The 19,860-nt window shown below is 52.9% G+C and carries 18 protein-coding genes; 10 read left to right on the forward strand and 8 right to left on the reverse strand.

Going from position 1 to position 19,860, the window contains the following annotated elements; genetic code table 11:
* The first annotated feature begins 6 nt into the window (after positions 1–6).
* The gene (locus Q399_RS0116075; protein WP_031570141.1) at positions 7–1,176 is read left to right on the forward strand and encodes a DUF4340 domain-containing protein; all 1,170 of its coding nucleotides are present in this window, start codon (positions 7–9) and stop codon (positions 1,174–1,176) included.
* 56 nt (positions 1,177–1,232) lie between these two features.
* Here Q399_RS0116075 and Q399_RS0116080 read toward each other — a convergent pair whose 3' ends face one another.
* Entirely contained in the window at positions 1,233–2,312 is a 1,080-nt protein-coding gene (locus Q399_RS0116080) for a glycerol-3-phosphate dehydrogenase/oxidase (protein ID WP_031570143.1), read from the reverse strand.
* A 169-nt stretch (positions 2,313–2,481) separates the two neighbouring features.
* Here Q399_RS0116080 and Q399_RS0116085 point away from each other — a divergent pair, with 169 nt between their 5' ends.
* Positions 2,482–3,939, forward strand: coding sequence for a hypothetical protein (locus tag Q399_RS0116085; RefSeq protein WP_031570145.1), 1,458 nt, complete (start codon positions 2,482–2,484; stop codon positions 3,937–3,939).
* A gap of 49 nt (positions 3,940–3,988) precedes the next feature.
* On the opposite strand, the gene Q399_RS0116090 is transcribed toward Q399_RS0116085, so the two are convergent.
* Together Q399_RS0116090 and proB are read right to left on the reverse strand one after the other, a co-directional pair.
* A complete protein-coding gene (locus tag Q399_RS0116090) occupies positions 3,989–5,260 on the reverse strand; it encodes a glutamate-5-semialdehyde dehydrogenase (RefSeq protein WP_037046187.1) in 1,272 nt (423 codons plus the stop codon).
* Between the two features lies 1 nt (position 5,261).
* On the reverse strand, positions 5,262–6,374 hold the full coding sequence (gene proB, locus Q399_RS0116095) for a glutamate 5-kinase (protein ID WP_031570152.1): 1,113 nt from the start codon (positions 6,372–6,374) through the stop codon (positions 5,262–5,264).
* A 58-nt stretch (positions 6,375–6,432) separates the two neighbouring features.
* On the opposite strand from proB, the gene Q399_RS22175 reads away from it, so the two are divergent.
* Positions 6,433–6,735, forward strand: a complete 303-nt coding sequence (locus Q399_RS22175; protein ID WP_157836336.1) for a hypothetical protein — start codon at positions 6,433–6,435, stop codon at positions 6,733–6,735.
* Between the two features lie 100 nt (positions 6,736–6,835).
* Positions 6,836–7,492: a YiaD family glycine zipper/OmpA-like lipoprotein gene (locus tag Q399_RS0116105; RefSeq protein ID WP_031570154.1), complete on the forward strand. Its 657-nt coding sequence runs from the start codon at positions 6,836–6,838 to the stop codon at positions 7,490–7,492.
* A gap of 129 nt (positions 7,493–7,621) precedes the next feature.
* On the opposite strand, the gene speE is transcribed toward Q399_RS0116105, so the two are convergent.
* Positions 7,622–8,482, reverse strand: a complete 861-nt coding sequence (gene speE / locus Q399_RS0116110; RefSeq protein ID WP_031570157.1) for a polyamine aminopropyltransferase — start codon at positions 8,480–8,482, stop codon at positions 7,622–7,624.
* Between the two features lie 129 nt (positions 8,483–8,611).
* Between speE and speA the strand changes: the two genes are divergently transcribed.
* The 3 genes from speA to Q399_RS0116125 all read left to right on the forward strand — a co-directional run bounded on the left by speA (position 8,612) and on the right by Q399_RS0116125 (position 12,440).
* Positions 8,612–10,495 (forward strand): biosynthetic arginine decarboxylase, encoded by a 1,884-nt coding sequence (gene speA, locus Q399_RS0116115; RefSeq protein WP_031570159.1) that lies wholly within the window; start codon positions 8,612–8,614, stop codon positions 10,493–10,495.
* A 116-nt stretch (positions 10,496–10,611) separates the two neighbouring features.
* Entirely contained in the window at positions 10,612–11,502 is an 891-nt protein-coding gene (locus Q399_RS0116120) for an acyltransferase (RefSeq protein ID WP_031570161.1), read from the forward strand.
* Positions 11,502–12,440 (forward strand): acyltransferase, encoded by a 939-nt coding sequence (locus Q399_RS0116125; protein ID WP_051686082.1) that lies wholly within the window; start codon positions 11,502–11,504, stop codon positions 12,438–12,440. The genes Q399_RS0116120 and Q399_RS0116125 overlap by 1 nt, the downstream gene beginning before the upstream one ends.
* On the opposite strand, the gene Q399_RS0116130 is transcribed toward Q399_RS0116125, so the two are convergent.
* The gene (locus tag Q399_RS0116130; RefSeq protein ID WP_031570166.1) at positions 12,437–13,615 is read right to left on the reverse strand and encodes a methyltransferase; all 1,179 of its coding nucleotides are present in this window, start codon (positions 13,613–13,615) and stop codon (positions 12,437–12,439) included. The genes Q399_RS0116125 and Q399_RS0116130 overlap by 4 nt on opposite strands.
* A gap of 83 nt (positions 13,616–13,698) precedes the next feature.
* Between Q399_RS0116130 and Q399_RS0116135 the strand changes: the two genes are divergently transcribed.
* A complete protein-coding gene (locus Q399_RS0116135) occupies positions 13,699–14,085 on the forward strand; it encodes a response regulator (RefSeq protein ID WP_031570168.1) in 387 nt (128 codons plus the stop codon).
* 20 nt (positions 14,086–14,105) lie between these two features.
* On the opposite strand, the gene Q399_RS0116140 is transcribed toward Q399_RS0116135, so the two are convergent.
* The 3 genes from Q399_RS0116140 to Q399_RS0116150 form a co-directional block, all read right to left on the reverse strand.
* Positions 14,106–15,080, reverse strand: a complete 975-nt coding sequence (locus Q399_RS0116140; protein ID WP_031570170.1) for an FHA domain-containing protein — start codon at positions 15,078–15,080, stop codon at positions 14,106–14,108.
* Entirely contained in the window at positions 15,071–16,336 is a 1,266-nt protein-coding gene (locus tag Q399_RS0116145; RefSeq protein WP_031570174.1) for a S1 family peptidase, read from the reverse strand. The genes Q399_RS0116140 and Q399_RS0116145 overlap by 10 nt, the downstream gene beginning before the upstream one ends.
* A gap of 68 nt (positions 16,337–16,404) precedes the next feature.
* Positions 16,405–17,250, reverse strand: coding sequence for a tetratricopeptide repeat protein (locus Q399_RS0116150; RefSeq protein ID WP_051686083.1), 846 nt, complete (start codon positions 17,248–17,250; stop codon positions 16,405–16,407).
* A 372-nt stretch (positions 17,251–17,622) separates the two neighbouring features.
* On the opposite strand from Q399_RS0116150, the gene Q399_RS0116155 reads away from it, so the two are divergent.
* Both Q399_RS0116155 and ilvN read left to right on the forward strand, forming a co-directional pair.
* A complete protein-coding gene (locus Q399_RS0116155; RefSeq protein WP_031570180.1) occupies positions 17,623–19,359 on the forward strand; it encodes an acetolactate synthase 3 large subunit in 1,737 nt (578 codons plus the stop codon).
* A 1-nt stretch (position 19,360) separates the two neighbouring features.
* Positions 19,361–19,852, forward strand: coding sequence for an acetolactate synthase small subunit (gene ilvN, locus Q399_RS0116160; RefSeq protein ID WP_031570183.1), 492 nt, complete (start codon positions 19,361–19,363; stop codon positions 19,850–19,852).
* Positions 19,853–19,860: the final 8 nt, after the last annotated feature.

A 19,860-nucleotide genomic window follows, 5' to 3' on the forward strand; every position in this document is an offset into this window, starting at 1 on the left:
TATCTGATGCAAGTTTCTCATTTAGCCATACTGCTGACCGCTCAGCTTGGCCTCGCCGGAATGCTGTGGTACAGCAACCATCAGCCAACGCAGGCAGAGCCGTTACTGGCCAGCAATCAACTGACTGAACTGACACTGGTCAAAGGGCCAGGCAAGACCCAAGATGCTGAGGCAAAGCCCGCAGCGGCCGCCAGCTTCAACTTACGTCAGCACAACGGCCAGTGGCAGTTTAACGCTGCTGGCACTGAGCAGCCGCTCTGGTTGGCGGCCAACCCGGCCAAAGTGCAGCAACTGCTGACGGATTTGCAAAAAGCCCGGCTGAACTGGCCGCTGGCCGATTCTGCCGACAGTCAGCGCCGGTTTGCCGTCGCGCCGGACCAGTACCACTGGCAGCTGCAGCTCAAAGCTGCCGGCACTGATGCGGTGCAAACCCTTTGGCTTGGCGACAGTGCCGGTTTCCGTCAGCAATATTTACGCCGCGACGGCGAGAGTGCCGTGTATCAGGTCGCGCTGAACAGCTATGAACTCAGCGTCGATCCTGCGCAGTGGCTGGACAAAAATCAGCTGGCATTCAAAGATATTCAGGCGGTGCGGGGGCCAGACTACAGCTTGCTGAAAATTCAGCCAGCGGCGACAGGCACGACCCCAAATACGGATAAGCCAATCTGGCAATTGGCCGGACTGACCCCGGCGGCTGATGCGATAGCACCGACGTTGGATCAAAGTCAGGCGGACCAGCTGCTGAGCAGCCTGCAAACGCTGACGGTGCAGCAATATGTCGCGAAGCCAACAGCAGAAACCACTGCTGCGCTGGCGAAAGCGCCCCGACTGATGATAACCGCAGCCAACCGCGACGGGAAAACCAGCGAGCTGAGCCTGCAGCTGGCCGAAGCCGGTGGGCAATATTGGCTGCGACGCTCAGATGTTGATGCCGTATTCAACATCGAGCAAAGCCAGTATCAAAGCTTAGTCAGCACTAATCTGGCGAAGCTGAGCAAACCGGCAGAGCAGCAAGTAGCCGGCACGGCACAAAGCCCCGGCACCCAGGCGCTGGATAAGCTGAGCCAACAACTGCAACCCGGTAAAACGGCAACTCAGGCGTCAGCCATAGAACAAGCAGAGCTGAAAACTTCAGCCCCGGACAACACTGGGGCTGCCGGTGATGCCAAACCTTGATCAGACTAGACATTGTCAGGATGGACAACAGCCGGCACTCAGCCGGCTGTTTTTTTTCATCGCAGGGAACTCTGCACCTGCGCCACCACTTGTTTCGCCAACGCCCTTGCCGTGGTCCATTTGCCGCCGTTGACCGTCAGCACCGCTTGCTGCCAATGCATCGCATATTCGCGGCTGGCTTTACTGGCATCATTGGCGCCGCCTAATAAGGGCCGCACGCCGGCAAATTCGCGCTGAATATCACTGCCAAAACGCTTAGTGACAAAATAATGGTTATACAGCTTTAACAAATACTGACGCTCCGCGTCACTGCAGCAAATTGGTTCGCTCAGCTGCTGTCGCACTTCGGTGGTTCCGAGCAGCGTCTGCCCCTTAAATGGCAACACAAAGACAATGCGGGCTTCACCCGGCACTTCCAGCATATGACCATAACGACAGAGCTGAGGTAATAACAGATGACTGCCACGAACTAAATCCAGTGGCTGCTGCACCGCTAAACCAGACTGCTGCAGCAACTGATTGGCCCAGGGACCCGCCACATTAATCACGCGCTCAAACCGGCGCCATTCCCCGCTGGCCAGTTGCAACTGACCATCGGCCTGCAATGTCTGCACCGGCTGATGATCATGCACCAACACGCCATGCTGGCGTGCTTGCTCTACGGCCCAGAGGCCGAGCTGCTGGTCATCCATCTGACCGTCAAAAAACAAAAAGGCACCGAGTAAACCGTCCGGCTGTAAATCCGGACTGCAGCGCAGTGTTTGCTGAGTATTGAGCCAGCGATGGCGGCCAATGCCTTTACGGCCAGACAGCAGATCATACAGCCACAGGCCAATTTTCAGCTGCCAGCGCGGCCGGCGGCCACTGCGGTAAATCGGATAAAGAATAGGGAGGCGTCGGGTTAAATGCGGTGCTTTTTTGATCCACCAGCGTCGCTCCTGCAGCGCTTCATGCACCAGCCGGAACTCGCCTTGCTCCAGATAACGCAGGCCACCATGCAATAACTTGCTGGACGCTGCACTGGTCGCCTGCATCAGGCCGTCACGCTCAAACAATTCAACCTGATGCCCCGCCAACGCCAGCTGCCATGCTGAGGTCACGCCGTTGATACCGCCCCCGATCACTGCAATATGCACAGGCAACTTCCTTTGCTAACTAATTGTTTAAGAAAAGCAAATTAACTCATGCTTGTCTAATTTTCCGGACAGAACACCAAAAGGCTACGCTGGCACGGGCTGAAAAAGCAGCTACAGTTGTGTCATCATGGATTTCTACTGTACCTGAAAAGGCAAAGGAACCTGGGGCATGAATCAGGCGATGTACGGTGCGAACGCGGCCACCAAAATCATCAAAGAATTGCTGAGTAAAATTTATGACAACAGCAGTCAACGCCTGTCCATTTATGAGCAGGCTGCCTGGTATTTTCAGGGACACGAACAACGCGAAATTGATCAGCTGCAACAGCAGAAAACCGAGCTGCAACGTCGGCTTGACGATGCCAGTAAAGGGGCACGGCATAAGCTGGAACTCAAACTGACCGAAGTCAGTCAACAACTCAAAGAAAGCCTGAAACAACAACAAGATAATCGGATTGACCGCATTCGCCAGCTCAAAGGTGTGGCCCGGCATATTGTTGAGCTGATCCAAGGCGACAGCCAGGAAGAATCGCGCCAACTGGCAGCCCGCGCGCTCGGCACTATTCAGCTGCTGTCACCGACTTATGGCAAAAATATCGCAGCAACCAATCAGCGCCATAAACATTTGTATAAAGCCATCCTTGCGCTCCTACTGTTAAAACAATTGCTGGTCGATAAGCAGATTAAAAACCGTTTTGTGTTAGCCAAGGTCGCTGACTCACTGAATACCGCCGCTGATACCGCGTCGGCATTTCTGGACGAAGTGCAGATCCCGCTGGTGATGGCTTGTCTGATCCAGGACATCGGCCTGCAACACCCGCAGGTCCAAAGCCTGTTATATGGGCCGGACGGCGATCAGGACCCATACCGGGTGTTACCGCCTGAACAGCGTCAGCAATTGCTGCAGATTAGTTTCGAACAAAGCCAGTTGTATCTGCAAGATGGGTTGGGACTAGACCAATATGTTGGCAATTCCAGAGCCGAGCGCGAATTGTTTGTGATGGTGGAAGAAGACAAACAGGCCTTTGCCTTACATTTGCTGCGCTCGGCGATCACGCCGGAAGACGGTATTGGTAACCTATTGAAAATTCCACAGGTTTATACCTCAGTGGTGTTACCGTCGAAGCAAAATTACAGCTATGACAGCCTGCCCAAAGTTGGGCCGCTACTGAAAGCCGGCGTGGAAAAAGGCTGGTATCCGGCGGCTGTGGTGCAAAGTCTGTTAACCATCACCGGATATTTCCCTCAAGGATTTGGCATTACCTACATCCCGAAAGACTCGGATAAACGCGACTTAGACCGTTATGAATACGCCATCGTCAATGGCTTGTATCCGCTGGAACCAGAGCAACCAATTTGCCGGCAAGTGACACGCAATCTGACCTTTAACACTTTTGGTATTAATGTGGTGGTCAGCGCTGAAAACAATCTGTATTTCCCCGTCGCGCAGCAAAAACTGGAGCGTATCAGTGAAGAACGGCTGCGTGAAATCCTCAGCAAGCTGGTGTCGAATTTTGAGGAAAGGGTCAATACAGATTTGATCCCGAAGTGCTGGAACCCGGACGAGTTTTTCAGTTATCTGAAGCATCAGAATTTGTGGAACCGCAACGACACCATCCGCAATTAACCCAACCGATTGAGCACCCGCCGCAGTCCAATAGCAGCGGGTCACCTCGTTATTGCCGGACCTGCCCGTCGCCAATCACAATATACTTTTCTGTCGTCAACGACTCTAAACCCATAGGCCCATAGGCTTGCAACTTACTGGTGGAGATACCGATTTCCGCCCCAAGCCCCAGCTCGCCGCCATCAGAAAAGCGCGACGACGCATTCACCATCACCACTGCGGAATTGATTTGCTTCAGGAAACGCTGCGCCCGGCTGATGTCCTGAGTACAAATCACTTCGGTATGGCCGGAGCTATGTTGTTCAATATGCGCTGTCGCTGCGGCAAAGCTGTCCACCACCCGCACCGACAACGCCAGCGCCAGATATTCAGTATCAAATTGCGCCGGGCCGGCCGGCTGGGCATCGCTGAAATAGCCGAGGCTTTGCGGACAAGCAAACACCTGCACACCTTGTTCTGCCAGAGCAGCGCCCGCCAATGGCAGAAAGCTGGCGGCTATATCCTGATGCACCAACAAAGTTTCCAGCGCATTGCAGACGCCTGGCCGCTGGGTTTTGCCATTGAGCAGCAGCGCTAAGGCTTTGTCAGGGTCCGCCGCTTTATCGACAAATAAATGGCAGATGCCTTTGTAGTGTTGGATCACCGGAATGCGGCTGTTGTCGCTGACAAAATGAATCAGCCCCTCGCCGCCGCGTGGGATCACCAAATCGACATAAGCTTTTTGTTGCAGCAGTTCCAGTAAAATCGCCCGGTCAGGGTCCGGCAATACCGCGATAGCCGCCGGATTGACCTGATGCTGCACCAGCACTTGTTGTAAAACCGTCGCGATAGCAAGACTGGAATGCAGCGCTTCACGCCCGCCTCGTAAAATCACCGCATTGCCGGATTTCAGGCACAAAGCACCGGCATCCGCAGTGACATTGGGCCGGGCTTCATAAATCATCGCAATGACACCCAGCGGAATACGCATCCGACCAACCTGAATACCGTTGGGTCTTGGCGCCAGCTGCCGGATTTGGCCGACCGGGTCTGGTAACGCAGCAATTTGCCGCACCGCCGCAGCCAACTGCTGCAGTCGCTCTGCAGTTAACAACAACCGGTCCTGCATCGCCGGCGCCAGGTCTTTTTCGCGCGCTGCCGCCATATCCAGTGCATTGGCGGCCAGAATCGCCGGAGTAGCCTCGATCAGCGCTGTGGCCATATCGTTCAGGATCTGGTTTTTTTGCGCTTCGGACAGCTGTGCCAGTTGCCGGCTGGCTGCTTTGGCCTGCACGCACAGCGCAACAACATCAAATGCACGGCTTTGTTCTGCGGACTGCATGTTAAGCTCCCTGTAAAACGACTAAATCATCCCGGTGCACCGCCACTTCACTTGGGCAATAACCCAATACGGTGGCGATTTGATCACTGTGGATACCTTTGATTTTGTTCAGTTCAGCGGCGTTGTACTGACTAACGCCTTTGGCAATTTTGCTGCCATCCGGTGCCACTAACCAAACCGCGTCGCCTTTATCGAACTCGCCCTGCACTTTAGCAACGCCTTTAGCCAGCAACGACGCGCCTTTATGCTGCACGGCCTGCGCGGCGCCAGCATCCAGCCAGACTTCGGCATTGGCTTTGCTGGAATGTAATAACCAGTGTTTTTTCGCACTCACCGTGCTTTGGCGCGCGGCAAACAAAGTGCCAACAGGCTTGCCGGCTAATAAATCTTCAAAGCTCTGCGCTTTTTGGCCATTGATGATGAGCGTTTCAATCCCGACCGCTGTCGCTTTGTCGGCCGCCTGTAACTTCGTCACCATACCGCCGGTGCCGGTGCTGTGATGACTGCCACCAGCCATGGCATAGATGTCTGCCGTCAGTGCTTCAACACGAGGGATTAAGCAAGCGGTGACATCAGTGCGCGGATTGGCAGTAAATAAGCCATCCACGTCAGAGCAGATAATCAGCGCATCAGCTTCAACCACAGATGCTACCATCGCTGCCAGATTGTCGTTGTCGCCGACCCGCAGCTCTTTGGTCGCCACCGTATCGTTTTCATTGACGATCGGCAGCGCGCCGTGACTCAGCAGTGTACGTAGGGTGTTGTCGATATTCAGATAACGCCGCCGGTCGGCCAAATCGGCATGCGTCAGTAAAATCTGCGCACAGGGCCAGTCGAGCAACTGGCTCCAGGTCGCCATCATCTGCGCCTGACCAATAGCCGCTAAAGCCTGTTTCACGTTAATCGGTAACGGCTGATGAGTGAATTCAATGGCCGAGCGACCCGCCGCCACGCTGCCACTTGAAACCAGCACAACCTCAATACCGCGTAATTTACATTCGCTGATAAAGCGGGCAATAGCCAGCAAATATCGGGTTGACGTGCCTTTCCCTGCCGGTGCAATCAAAGCACTGCCGACTTTGATCACTATCCGTTTCCAGCTCAACCCCGCCATTTGCCCACATCTCCGCTTTTGTTTAATTAAGCGGCAGCTTAACTGTTTAGCCGTATAAATGTCTAGAGCACCATATAGTTTAATAAGCGAACAGCAGAGCAGCCTGAAATTGCCTCAGGCAAGGCGAAACGGCGAAGGAATAGTGGTGCTCTTTCGAGCTGTGGCAACGCCGCATGAGGCAATTGCAGGCGCTCCCGGACGGGCGATAGCAGAATGGCCGCATGCGGCGTTAAATTTTCTCGCTTTAGAACCACTAAAGCTTCAAAAATCCGCCTTGCCTGCGACCATTCTGCTTATCGCTACTGCCGATTTTTTAAACTATTTGGTGCTCGATCGACCAACAGCACCGACCACAGGTTAAACGGCTGCCGGTCTGCTGCTGATTCAGCCATAATTCAGCCCGGCGACGTCAGACTCGGTCGCATATGCATTTTCTCTTATTCAGAAACACAGGATCTCTCATGACTTCATTTCGCCAGACTGCATCCCGCCTGACGGCCCTTGCCGCCGCTGCCAGCCTGACGCTGGCCGGTTGTGCCCAGTTCCCGCAAGACAATACCACCCGTGGCGCCGCTATTGGTGCTGTAGTCGGCGGCGTCGCAGGCAAAGCCACTGGCAATCACAAAAATAAACGCGTGGCTTTAGGTGCGGTGTTAGGTGCGCTAAGTGGCGCGGCGATTGGTCGTTACATGGATAATCAGGAACAGGCGCTGGAAGAACAGCTGGCCGGTTCCGGTGTGCAGGTGAAACGCGAAGGCGACGTGTTGAAACTGGAAATTCCGTCGCAAATTACTTTTGCTTCCGGTCGCAGTGACATTCGTGCTGAGCTGTATCCGGTGCTGAACGACATCGCCAAAGTGCTGGCCGAATATGACAAAACCCTGCTGGTGATCACCGGCCATACCGACGACACCGGCGGTCGCGAGCTGAATATGCGACTGTCGCAACAACGCGCCGACACAGTGAAAAATTACTTAAGCGCACAGCGCATCGACGATCGCCGCTTAGTCACGCAAGGTGCAGGACCGGACCAGCCGCTGGTAGCCAATACTTCAGAAGCGAACCGGGCGAAAAACCGTCGGGTGGAAATTCAGATTGAGCCGCTGATCAGCCAATAAGCACGGCTAAGCTTTTGTCCCCAGGGATGCAGGTGGTTTTATGCATCCCTTTTTTATTTAAAAAATAATGCCAGTCAGCTTACCTGACTGGCATTACCAATGTCTGGCCGCCGTCGTTCCAGCTCAGTCTCAGGGCTTTAACTGCCGGCGCATAAAGTTTGGCAGCGCCATCGATGCCTGATGAATATCGGCATTGTAGTATTCAGTATCAAAGCCCGGATTGGCCGCAGCGTCACGGCGGAAGCCGTCAAAGCCTTGCTCTTTGCGGGCCAACGTACAAGTCCACCAGCCGCTTGGATAGACCATTTGCGGGAACTGCAGCGTTTGCAACTCAGCAAAACCGGCGTCTTTCATTGCTACCCGCATGTCATTCAGCAGTTCCAGGTGGATCAGCGGCGATTCGCTTTGTTGTACCAGAATGCCGCCCGGTTTTAATGCAGCAAAACAGCTTTGGTAAAAGGCGCGATTAAATAAACCTTCGCCAGGGCCTATTGGATCTGTCGAGTCGACAATCACCACATCAACACTGGCTGGCGCCGCATCGCGCATGTACTGAATGCCATCGGCAAACAGCAACGTGGCGCGTGGGTCCTGATTTGACGCGCACAGTTCCGGGAAATAACGCTCGGCCATCCGGGTCACTTGTTCGTCGATATCAATCTGCGTCACTTGCTGAATTGATCTGTGTTTCAGCACTTCACGTAATGTGCCGCAATCACCGCCGCCGATGATGATGACGTTTTGCGGATTTGGGTGCGTGAACAGCACCGGGTGGCTCAGCATCTCGTGATACAGGAAATTGTCACGGCTGCTCAGCATAATGACGCCATCGATCACCATCAGATTGCCAAAATCGGTGGTTTTATAGATTTCGATGTGCTGGAAAGGCGACTGAACTTCAGCTAATTTTTGCTCGGTTCTTAAGGAAAACGCACTGCCACTTGGCGCGAAGATCTCGGTAAACCACTGTTGTGAATTAAGTTCTGACATAGTATCACTCCGGGTACTGATTCAGGGGCCAAATATTTTGCCAGTGAAGCCTGCCTGAGACAAATTTTTCATGTTTTTTTGCCGCCGATACGAATAAAATGGCGGCCTATTTTTTCTAAGGGCACGACAATGGCAGAATGGGGTATCGACAAAGCAAGATCTATTTATAACGTTGCAGTCTGGAGCGAAGGCTACTTTGACGTCAACGCCAATGGCGATCTCGTTGCTTATCCGGATCAGGATCACAGCAAACCGGGCATTAGTTTCCCGGAACTGACAGCACGTTTTAAACAAGAAGGTCTGACTTTACCAGTGCTGGTGCGGTTTACCGACATCCTGCAGCACCGGGTTGAAACCTTAATCAGCTCTTTTGCCAAAGCAAAATCTGAGCGCGAGTATCAGGGCGAATACACTGCGGTGTACCCGATCAAAGTGAACCAGCAATATTCCGTGGTGAAGAAGCTGGTGCATTCCAGTAATAAAGTTGGCCTGGAAGCCGGTTCAAAACCTGAACTGATGGCCATTCTGGGCGTCACCGAAAAACCACTGAAAATCGTTTGTAACGGTTATAAAGACAGCGAATTCCTGCGTCTGGCGACTATTGGCCAAATGATGGGCCACACGGTTTACGTGGTCGTAGAAAAACTGACCGAATTAAAAACCTTGCTGCGCGAAATCGACAGCTTAGGCGCGGCGCCATTAATCGGTATCCGTATCAAGCTGAACTCAGTCGGCAAAGGCAAATGGCAGAACACCGGCGGTGAAAAAGGCAAATTTGGCTTAACCGCCACGCAAGTGCTGCAAGCCATTGATATCTTAAAAGAAGCCGGCAAGCTCGACCTGTTACAGCTGGTGCATTTCCATATCGGCTCACAAATCGCCAATATCCGCGATATTCACAACGCTATCCGCGAATGTGCCCGGCATTATGCCGAACTGCGCACGCTGGGTGTGCCTATCACCACAGTCGACGTCGGTGGTGGTTTAGGTGTGGATTACGAAGGTTCGAACTCACGTTCAGCCTGTTCGATGAACTACACCATGTATGAATATGCCCGCAACGTCGTCTTTGGCTTAAAAGAAGTCTGTGACGAATACGACCTGCCGCATCCGAACATCATCACCGAATCCGGCCGTGCTATGACTGCACACCACGCTGTGCTGGTGACTGATGCGATCGACGTTGAACGTGCGCCAGGCCTGCGTTATCTGCCGGAACCTTCTGAAGATTCACCGCAAGTGGTGTGGGCGCTGTGGGATTCTTATCAGAACGTCACGCCACGCTCTGCGGTGGAAGCCTATCACGATGCCGTACACTATTTTACTGACGCGCATGCGCAGTATGTGCATGGCTTGCTGACGCTGAAAGACTGGTCTTTGCTGGAGCAAATCTACTTTGCCACCATCAATAAAGTGAAGGACATGCTGGACTTAAGTTCACGTTCGCACCGGGAAATTCACGACGAACTGAACGAGAAACTGGCCGACAAACTGTTCGTCAACTTCTCGTTGTTCCAGTCGATGCCAGACGCCTGGGGTATTGACCAGCTGTTCCCGGTGATGCCGCTGGAACGGATGAATGAAGCGCTGGACCGCCGCGCTATTATTCAGGACATCACCTGTGACTCGGATGGCGCGCTGAAGAGCTATGCCGACGGCAACGGCATCGAAAGCAGCCTGCCGCTGCCGGAATATAAAGAAGACGAACAGTATCTGATTGGTATGTTCATGGTCGGCGCTTATCAGGAAATCCTCGGCGATTTACACAACCTGTTTGGCGACACCGATTCTGTCCATGTCGAGCTGAACCCGGACGGCACTTATTCTCTGGCGAATGCCATTAAAGGCGATACCGTTGCGGACGTGTTACGTTACGTCGCTTTTGATGCGGAAAAACTGATTAATTCCTACTCCAATCAGTTAGGCCGCAGCAGCTTCAGCACTGAAACACAGCAGGCGATGCTGGAAGAGCTGAAAGCAGGCGTCTACGGCTACACCTACTTCGAAGATTAAGGTAGACTGCAGAGGTCGGAGCAGTTTAGTTGCTCCGACTAACGTATATCAAAGGGCAGGCCAGACTTGCTCTTTTTTTTGCTTGCTATGACCGAAGTTTCACACGGAGAGAACTGATGCTGCATTTCTTGCCTAAACCCCTGATTGGCTTGGTTTCTTTCTTGTTATATATCGGCAATACCTTATTCTGGGCTGTGCCAATTCTGTGCCTCGCCATTTTAAAATTGCCGCCGGTGCAACGCTGGCAAACCTGGATCACCTGGCTGTTAGATGCTTGTGCCAGCGCCTGGATCTCCATTAATAACTGCACCACGGCACTGTTTACCCGTATTCGCTGGGACGTAAAAGGCCTGGAAACACTGAGTCTGAAAGACTGGTATCTGGTGGTCGCCAATCATCAGAGCTGGGTCGATATTCTGGTGCTACAAAAAGTCTTTAACCGGCAAATTCCGTTCCTGAAATTCTTTCTGAAAAAAGAGCTGATTTATGTGCCGGTCATTGGCCTGTGCTGGTGGGCGCTGGATTTTCCTTTTATGAAACGCTACAGCGCTGCGTTTCTGGCCAAACATCCGGAGCTCAAAGGCAAAGATGTTGAAACCACCCGCAAAGCCTGTGAAAAATTCCGTTACAAGCCGGTGTCGGTGATGAATTTCCTTGAAGGCACCCGGTTTACGCCGGAAAAACACGACAAACAACAAGCACCTTTTGCCCATTTACTTAAACCCAAAGCCGGTGGTATTTCTTTTGTGCTGAACGCCATGGGCGAGCATCTACACAAATTACTGGATGTGACGATTTATTACCCGAAAGGCTCACCGAGTTTTTGGGACTATATCAGTGGTAAAGTACATGACATTAAAGTTCGGGTGCGTGTGTTACCGATTGAACCAGCGCTGATTGGTGATTACGAAGACGCACAGTTCCGCCAGCAATTCCAGCACTGGGTCAACCAGTTATGGCTGGATAAAGACCGGCAAATCGCTTTATTACAACAGGAGTCCCGCTGATGCTGGCTTTTCTCCCCGCGCCGTTGATCCTGCTGTTATCACTGCCGCTGTTTACGCTAAACCTGACGGTGTGGGGGCTGATTGTCACCCTATGCGGCGTAGTCAAATTGCTGCTGCCGATGCCATCGGCCCGGCAACGGGTGTCCAAAGTCGCGCATTGGGCCTATCGGCACTGGTCCTTGCACAACCGCCAGCTGATTGAACTGTTCAACAAAGTGGAATGGCAAATTGAAGGCGAAGCGCGGCTGTCGCCACAGAGCTGGTATTTATTGATTTCGAATCATCGCAGCTGGCTGGACATCCCGGTACTGAGCCAATTTGCACTGGACCGTATTCCGGAGCCGAAGTTCTTTTTAAAAGAAGAGTTGAAGTGGGTGCCTTTTATCGGCTCGGCGTCCTGGGCGCTCGATATGCCGTTTATGAAGCGCTACAGCCAGGCGCAGATCCGCAAGAATCCGGCGCTGCAGGGCAAAGATATCGAAACCACGCGCCAGTCCTGTGAGAAATTCCGCGAACAGCCGACCACAATCATCAATTTTGTTGAAGGCACCCGGTTTACTGCCGCCAAACACCGGTTAAAAAACAGTCCGTTTCGCTTTTTGTTACCAGCCAAAGCCGGTGGTATTGCCTTCACGCTGGCCAGCATGGGGTCATTGTTTGACGCGGTGCTGGATGTCACGCTGATTTATCCGGATAACCCACGCCATGTGCTGGTCGCGATGTTACTGGGCCGGTTAAAACGGGTGGTGATCCAGGTTGATGTATTACCGGTCGATGCCCAAATCATCGGCGATTATTTCCAGAATGAAGTGTTCCGTCAGCAGTTCCAAATGTGGCTGAACCAGCGTTGGGTCGACAAAGATCAGCGTATTGCGGCTTGTCTGGCTGCGCCGGACAACACACTCAAGCAACAGTTGGATTGCACCAGCACTTCTTAAGTGTTTTTCACTGCCTGCAACAGCAGATTACGCGGCGTCAGGCTGGCAGCACACAGCTCACTGAGCTGCACCTGAAAGCCTTGCTGCTGCAGATACAGCGCCAAGTCCGCCACCAGCCATAATTCCAGTGGCCGGCGGAACAGATGCTGTACCAGCTCCAGTTGGCGTTGTTGTAGCAGCGCCTGTTCTGCCTGCTTCAGTAATCCCGGTAGCAAACCCGCATCCGGTGGCAGCAATTGATGTTCAGCGCCGGCAAAAGCGAGAAACTCAGCCAAATCACCACTAAACCAATGTTTGCTGACCGAGCGCAGCGGCTGATAACTAAGGCCCTGTTGCCGTCGCCAAAGTCGCCACAGTTGCCGCCACAACATTTCAGTCTGAGACAACCGCGCCACCCGCTCGCCGCCGGTACAACTTTGCTGCACCGCCAGCCGCAAGTCGGCTTTAGTGAGCTTAAGTGGGCTTTGCAGGCCCAATTCAGACAATGGCTGATACAACGCAGCTTGTTGCAAATGATAACAACAAGGCACCAAAGCCAGCGCCTGGCAACCGGCTGCCACAGCCTCCCGCGCCGCCACCCGGTGTAAATCACCGCAGGCGTGCAGCGCCAGTAGTTGTTGCTGGCTTTGCAGATATGAAGCCACCGGCTGTTTCAGCACATCAACACAGACAAACTGCTGCTTCAGACCAAGCTGATCAGCACGCTGTTGCCCGGCGTTACACAAGCTCTGTTGCCACTCGAGACTGGTAACTTCAGCCTGATACAGATAACCCATCACCTTACCGAGATGGCCTTTGCCGGCACACCACTCCAGCACAGGCCGGCCGGGTTGACCGATGCAAGCCGCCAGCCGGGTGATTTGTTGCCATTTACGACCACTGATATCAGTACTGAGCCAAAATGGCAGTGGCTGCGCTGGTTCTGCCACTTCCTGTGGTAACAGCGGTAAAGCCGAAAACAGCTGCGGAAACCAGTACTGAAAATACTGCTGTTGCAACGCAGGACTGGCATCAATGCGGGCGCAGTCTTCCAGGCTGAAACTCTGCAGCAGGCTGAATAATGCCGGCTCCAGTTCAGCCGGCCAGTCCGCCTGCATCGGCTGGAACTGCCACAGTAGTCTGTGTTGCTGCAACAAGGCATCCAAGGTTATAAATAACTGTGAAAACAACGACATCAATACAAGCCTTTAGGCGGAAACTGGTAATCCCGACAGGCTTGTGACAGACTGAACGGGCAGCGGATATTGAAGGTTAAAAGATGACAGAACTGAAAAAAATCATGCATGTGGAAGATGATCCTTCGATCCAGATGGTTGCTCGGGTTGCACTCGAAGCCGTCGGTCACTTTGAAGTCTGTACCTGTCATGGCGGCGCACAAGCGCTGGAACAATATCCGCAGTTTCTACCACAACTAATCCTGTTAGACGTGATGATGCCTGGCATGGACGGACCCAGCACGCTGAAACAGTTGCAGCAACAATTCGATTTAAGTGACGTCCCTGTGGTATTTATGACCGCCAAAGTACAATCCAGCGAAATCGAATCTTACAAAGCATTGGGCGCCAGCGATGTAGTGGTGAAGCCCTTTGACCCTATGACGTTATCAGACCAGATCCGCCAGATCTGGCAGCGCCGGCAGGGCTGAAGCGCCGCCGGCACCTTATTTTATTCGGCAGGTTCGAGTCTTGCTTCTTCAGTGAGCCGGAATAACTCGGCGCTTTCCTTTTCAAACTCAGCACTATTCATCGGTTTGTTCAGGTAAAACGTCAACGGCATCAGGCTGTTATCAAACTTTGGCGTCAACTGCCCCTGCTCTTCAAACAGTACCGACACGGCAACACCCTGCAGACTCACCAATAAGCCAAGTCCGGTGGCCAAGGCCACTTTCTTCACCGCCGACAACTGCAGCGCCAGATAAAAATTCGCCGACAATAATAAAATCACCAGTGCGGTCTGGCCGATATCAGCCAGCCAAACCACAGCAGCAGCGCCATCCAGACTGAAATTCAGCACTGTCATTAAGGCCTGCCAACATTCCATCAACACCACGATACTGAAGGTGATGCCTAGCTGCGGCAGAAACCGTGCCTCATGCTGATTGATTTTGGCCCAGAGCGCCAGCAATGCCGGCCACAATGCGAGACCGAGCATTAGTAAAGGCAGATTCAGCAGATTACGGGACCAGCGGCCCTGCCCGGGTTCCGGTGCGGTCAGCCACAAGCCAAATAACTCTTCGGCAATTAAAAACAGCGCCAGCAACACTATCAGTGCCGGATGACCAAAGCGGCGTAAGCGCTGCTCGATATTATTAAAAGGTAAAGCCGGCGGCACCGGATGGTGTTCGTCATAGACCCGAATGGCCTGTTCGCCCAGCCAGCATAACTGACCGCTCTGCAATTCAGTACTCTGCGTGACGGCCACCGACGGCTCGACAAAACTGCCGTTTAGCGACGCCAAATCCACCAGCTGCCAACGACCGTCTTCGGCCAGCACCAGCTCTGCATGATGCGGGCTGACATGTTTGTCATACAGGATTAAATCATTGTTGTAAGCACGGCCCAGCGCTACCCGCGGCTGAGAAAAACGATGACGCTCTGTCACTTTGTGCTGTTTATTCAGCACTTCAATAATTATTGCCATGACACAGCCCCATTGAATTTCTGACTAAAGGCCCGGGCGGTGTCCTGACTGACGCCCGACAAAGTGTAATGACTGACCAGCCCCTGTTGTTGCTGATCCAGAGACGCAGACAGATATAACACGTCATACAAGCCGGCATAATCGCGATACGCCCGCACGCAATAGATCATTTTGGCGTGATGGCCGCCTGTCTGACGCACCACGCGGTGCTGACATTCAAATGCCGTGACATCCTCTTTCAACGCTTGGTTGTCGGCACTGGCGCGGGAAATATTCTTCTCGTACAGACTAAAAAACTGCAATGGATGTAAATCTTTGGCTTCGAGCCATTCAAACTGCATCTCTACCCGGCCAGAAGTAAAATGCTGCGACAGGAAGATCTCTTCACTCTGACTGCAGAAGGCCGTGACTTTTTTCAGCGTCTCCTGGTCTTTTTCCACATTGGATTCACCCCAACACCGCACAAATGGCACCACTTCATCCGGCACTTTACCGGTGCCAAAGTCTTTTAGTTTCCAGTCCGCATTCAGAATTTGGCTGAACATCGCCTGTTGGCTGCTCAGCAGCTGGCGTTCGATGTCGGCTTTTAAGTCCTTGCTTTGACCTTCACGCTGATAACGCGCCAACAATTGCTGCAACGCGTCCGCAGGTACCAGGAAACCCAGCTGATTGCCGGCCGATGCGACATTCACGCCAACAACCTGACCATTAACATCAACCGCCGGCCCTCCGCTCATGCCGGAATTAACCGCACCGGTAAAATGGATCCGTGGGTAATAACTGTATTTTTGCAGGCCATTGTAGGTGCCAGGTACCAAAATCATGCCGAGGTCATGCGGATTACCCAACGAATAAATCGTTGCGCCCTGCACCGGTTTAGTAGTCTGAATTTTAAACGGCTGTGGCGCGCGGTAATCGGTACTGACCAGCGCCAAATCATTGATCACATCAACGGCCAGTACCTGTAATGCCCCTTTTTGCTGGCTGGCATTCAGATACTCCAGCTGGTACTTCTCAGGGGACAATACAGCTTCAGAAACGACGTGGTAATTAGTCACAACCAGGGCCGGCTCTTCCAGCACAAAGCCGGTGCCTATCGCCGCTTTGGCCCCAGAGGCCTGCTCCAGCACCCGAACCTGCAGTAACGCCGGCTCAAACCTGGCAAACAACTGTTCAGCGGAATCGGCCCGGCCCTGGGCACTGCTGAACAACAACAGCACTGACAACAAAGCGCAGTAATAAGTCTGCAAGCGCATTGAATTTCCTTGTGATTTCACCCGGCATTCACCGGGTATTGTATGCTCAGATCCTAATGTCTGAACTATTAATACAACAAACTATAAAGCTTGCGCCGGTACTCACCAGCCAGTGCGTCACCTTTTGGTAACACCGCCAGCATATCTAACATTAGCTTCTTACTGTCACCAAAGTTCAAATCCTGCTGCAGAATGCTGAATAATAACGCCAAAGCGTCGGCAAAGCGTTGTACCTGCTGATATTGCACCGCCAGTTGTTGCTTCAGCTGCAAATTGCTGGGGTCTGCCGCCAGCTGTTGTTCCAGTGCACGGATCTCCGGGCTTTCCGCTGCTTGCTGCGCCAGTTCAATCAGCGCTTTAACCTGATGATACAAAGCATCCTGATCGGCCAGCAGCACCGGTGCTATCAGCTCTTCTGCCAACGCTATCTGACCAAGTGACGCGGCACAATAGGCCAGCTGCAGGCGGGCATCAGCACGCTGTGGCGCCAGCTGATGGGCGTTTTTCAGCAGTGGATAGGCTTCCTGCCAGTGCTGCGCCTCTAACAATGGCAAGGCTTGTTGCAGCAATAAATCTTCTGGTTTGGGTAAATAGGGCTCCAGCCTTGCGCGGATTTGGCTTTCAGTTTCCACACCGGCAAAACCATCAACCGGCTGACCGTTGCGGATAAACAGCACTGTGGGCAAGGAGCGCACACCGAACTGCATTGCCAGTTGTTGTTCTGTGTCGCAATTGACCTTCGCCAGCACTAAATGCTCTGGATAATCGCCGGCGATTTTTTCCAGCGCCACCAAAATTTGCTGACAAGGCTCATGCTGCTGAACCCAAAAATCAAAAATCACCAGCTTTTGCTGCGACAGCTCCAATAATTCACGTACGTTGTCAAAACTGACATCAATCTGATTGCTTAACACCGATAAAATCTCTGTGCAAATGAAACTCTGCCTACTATGTGGCTGCGCCCCTTGATTTGCAAGGCATTGTGCTGGTTTTATGCCCCCAATTCCGGCAAAAAAACTGCATCTGCTCAGCTAAAAAAGAGCTGGCAAGGCCGGACCAGATCCCGTAAAGTACGGCTTAGCGAGCCTGCCCATAAACCCGCCCTGACTGCGCTGCAGCGGAGGCGTATCCAACGATAAAGGCCGTAGTTTGATTTTTTCACAGTCTTACCCCTGTGAATTCTCCACGTAAGCAGAATTGCTTGTCTCCAGACAAGAACCCAACCGGCATGCCAAAAGGCTGACCGGTATAACTGTGCCTACGCAAACTATGAGACCTGAGTAAAAATGAGCCAACAACACCAACCAGAAATGCTGTCTGGCGGCGCCATGCTGATTCGGGCCCTTCGTGATGAAGGAGTCGAATTCGTTTATGGTTACCCCGGCGGCGCCGTGTTACATATCTACGATGCGCTGTTTCAGCAAACCGAGGTAAAACATGTGCTGGTCCGTCATGAGCAAGCCGCCACCCACATGGCGGATGCCTATGCCCGTGCCAGCGGAAAAGCCGGCGTGGTGCTCGTCACCTCAGGCCCCGGCGCCACCAATGCCGTCACCGGCATTGCCACTGCTTACATGGATTCTATTCCGATGGTGGTGATCTGTGGTCAGGTCATGAGCCATCTGATTGGCGATGATGCTTTCCAGGAAACCGACATGCTCGGTATCTCGCGCCCCATCGTCAAACACAATATGTCGGTGCGCAATCCTGCCGACATTCCGGCCATGGTGAAAAAAGCTTTTTATATCGCCCAAAGCGGCCGGCCTGGTCCTGTGGTACTGGATATTCCAAAAGATATGACGATGCCGAACCAAAAGTTCCCATACGAATATCCGAAAGATATCAAACTGCGCTCGTACAATCCGAACGCCAAAGGCCATCCGGGCCAAATCAAAAAGGCTCTGCAAACGCTGCTCGCGGCGAAAAAGCCGGTGCTGTATTCCGGTGGCGGCGTGATTTTAGGTCAGGCCTCAGCTGAACTGACTGAACTGGCGAAGAAACTGAATTTACCAGTGACCAACACACTGATGGGCCTGGGCGCTTACCCGGCCACAGACCCACAATTTATCGGTATGCTCGGCATGCACGGCAGTTATGAAGCCAACCAGGCGATGCACAATGCTGACGTAATTTTTGCCGTCGGCGCCCGTTTTGATGACCGCGTCACCAACGCAACGAAAAAATTCTGCCCGAATGCGACCATTATCCATATCGATATCGATCCGGCCAGTATTTCGAAAACCATCACGGCGCACGTGCCTATTGTTGGTCTGGTAAAACCGGTATTGCAGGAGATGCTGCATCAGCTGGAAAAACACGGCAACACGCTGGACCAGGCGGCGCTTGGCCAGTGGTGGAACCAAATCCATCAATGGCGTGAAGTGCACGGCGGCCGTTTTGAGCACCGCACTGACCTGTTAAAACCGCAGGCAGTAATTGAAGCGGTCTGGCGCCACACCAAAGGCGACGCTTATGTCACCTCAGACGTTGGCCAACACCAGATGTTTGCCGCGCAATATTACAAGTTCGACAAACCAAACCGCTGGATCAACTCAGGTGGCCTCGGCACTATGGGCTTTGGGCTGCCGGCAGCAATGGGCGTGAAGTTACATTACCCGGATGCGGAAGTGGTCTGTGTCACCGGCGAAGGCTCGATTCAGATGAATATTCAGGAGCTGTCGACCTGTAAACAATATGGTCTTGGCGTCAAAATCATCAACCTCAATAACGGTTATTTGGGCATGGTGAAGCAGTGGCAGGACATGAACTATGACTCCCGCTACTCCAGCTCTTATATGGATTCACTGCCGGATTTCGTCAAACTGGCTGAAGCTTACGGCCATGTTGGCATCCGTGTCACCAGCCCGGAAGAACTGGAACCGGCACTGGAAAAGGCATTCGCGCTGAAAGATAAACTGGTGTTCCTCGATATTCATGTCGACCCGAAAGAACACGTTTACCCGATGCAGGTACCAGGTGGTGCCATGAATGACATGTTCCTGAGCAAAACGGAGCGGACTTAACATGCGCCATATTATTGCTGTACTGCTGGAAAACGAATCCGGCGCTTTAGCCCGTGTCGTGGGTTTGTTTGCCCAGCGCGGTTACAACATCGACTCGCTGACGGTCGCCGCGACCGAAGACCCAACCATGTCGCGGCTGACGCTGGTGACCCGTGGCGACGATCAGGTCATCGAACAAATCACCAAACAACTACATAAGCTGATTGAAGTAGTGAAGCTGACTGACTTAAGTGAAAGCGCACATATCGAACGTGAGTTGATGATGGTCAAAGTCAAAGCCAGCGGCGAACAACGCGAAGAGGTCAAACGCAATGCTGACATCTTCCGAGGCCAGATCATCGATGTGTCGCCAACCACTTACACTATTCAGGTGGTAGGGACTTCGGAAAAACTGGAAGCTTTTATTGAAGCACTCTCCGGTACGCAAATCCTGGAAACCGTGCGTAGCGGTGTCTCAGGCATTTCGCGCGGTGAAAAAGCCCTGTCACTCTGAGCTATCGC

The organism is Rheinheimera texasensis DSM 17496 (assembly GCF_000711985.1).
Taxonomy (GTDB): domain Bacteria; phylum Pseudomonadota; class Gammaproteobacteria; order Enterobacterales; family Alteromonadaceae; genus Pararheinheimera; species Pararheinheimera texasensis.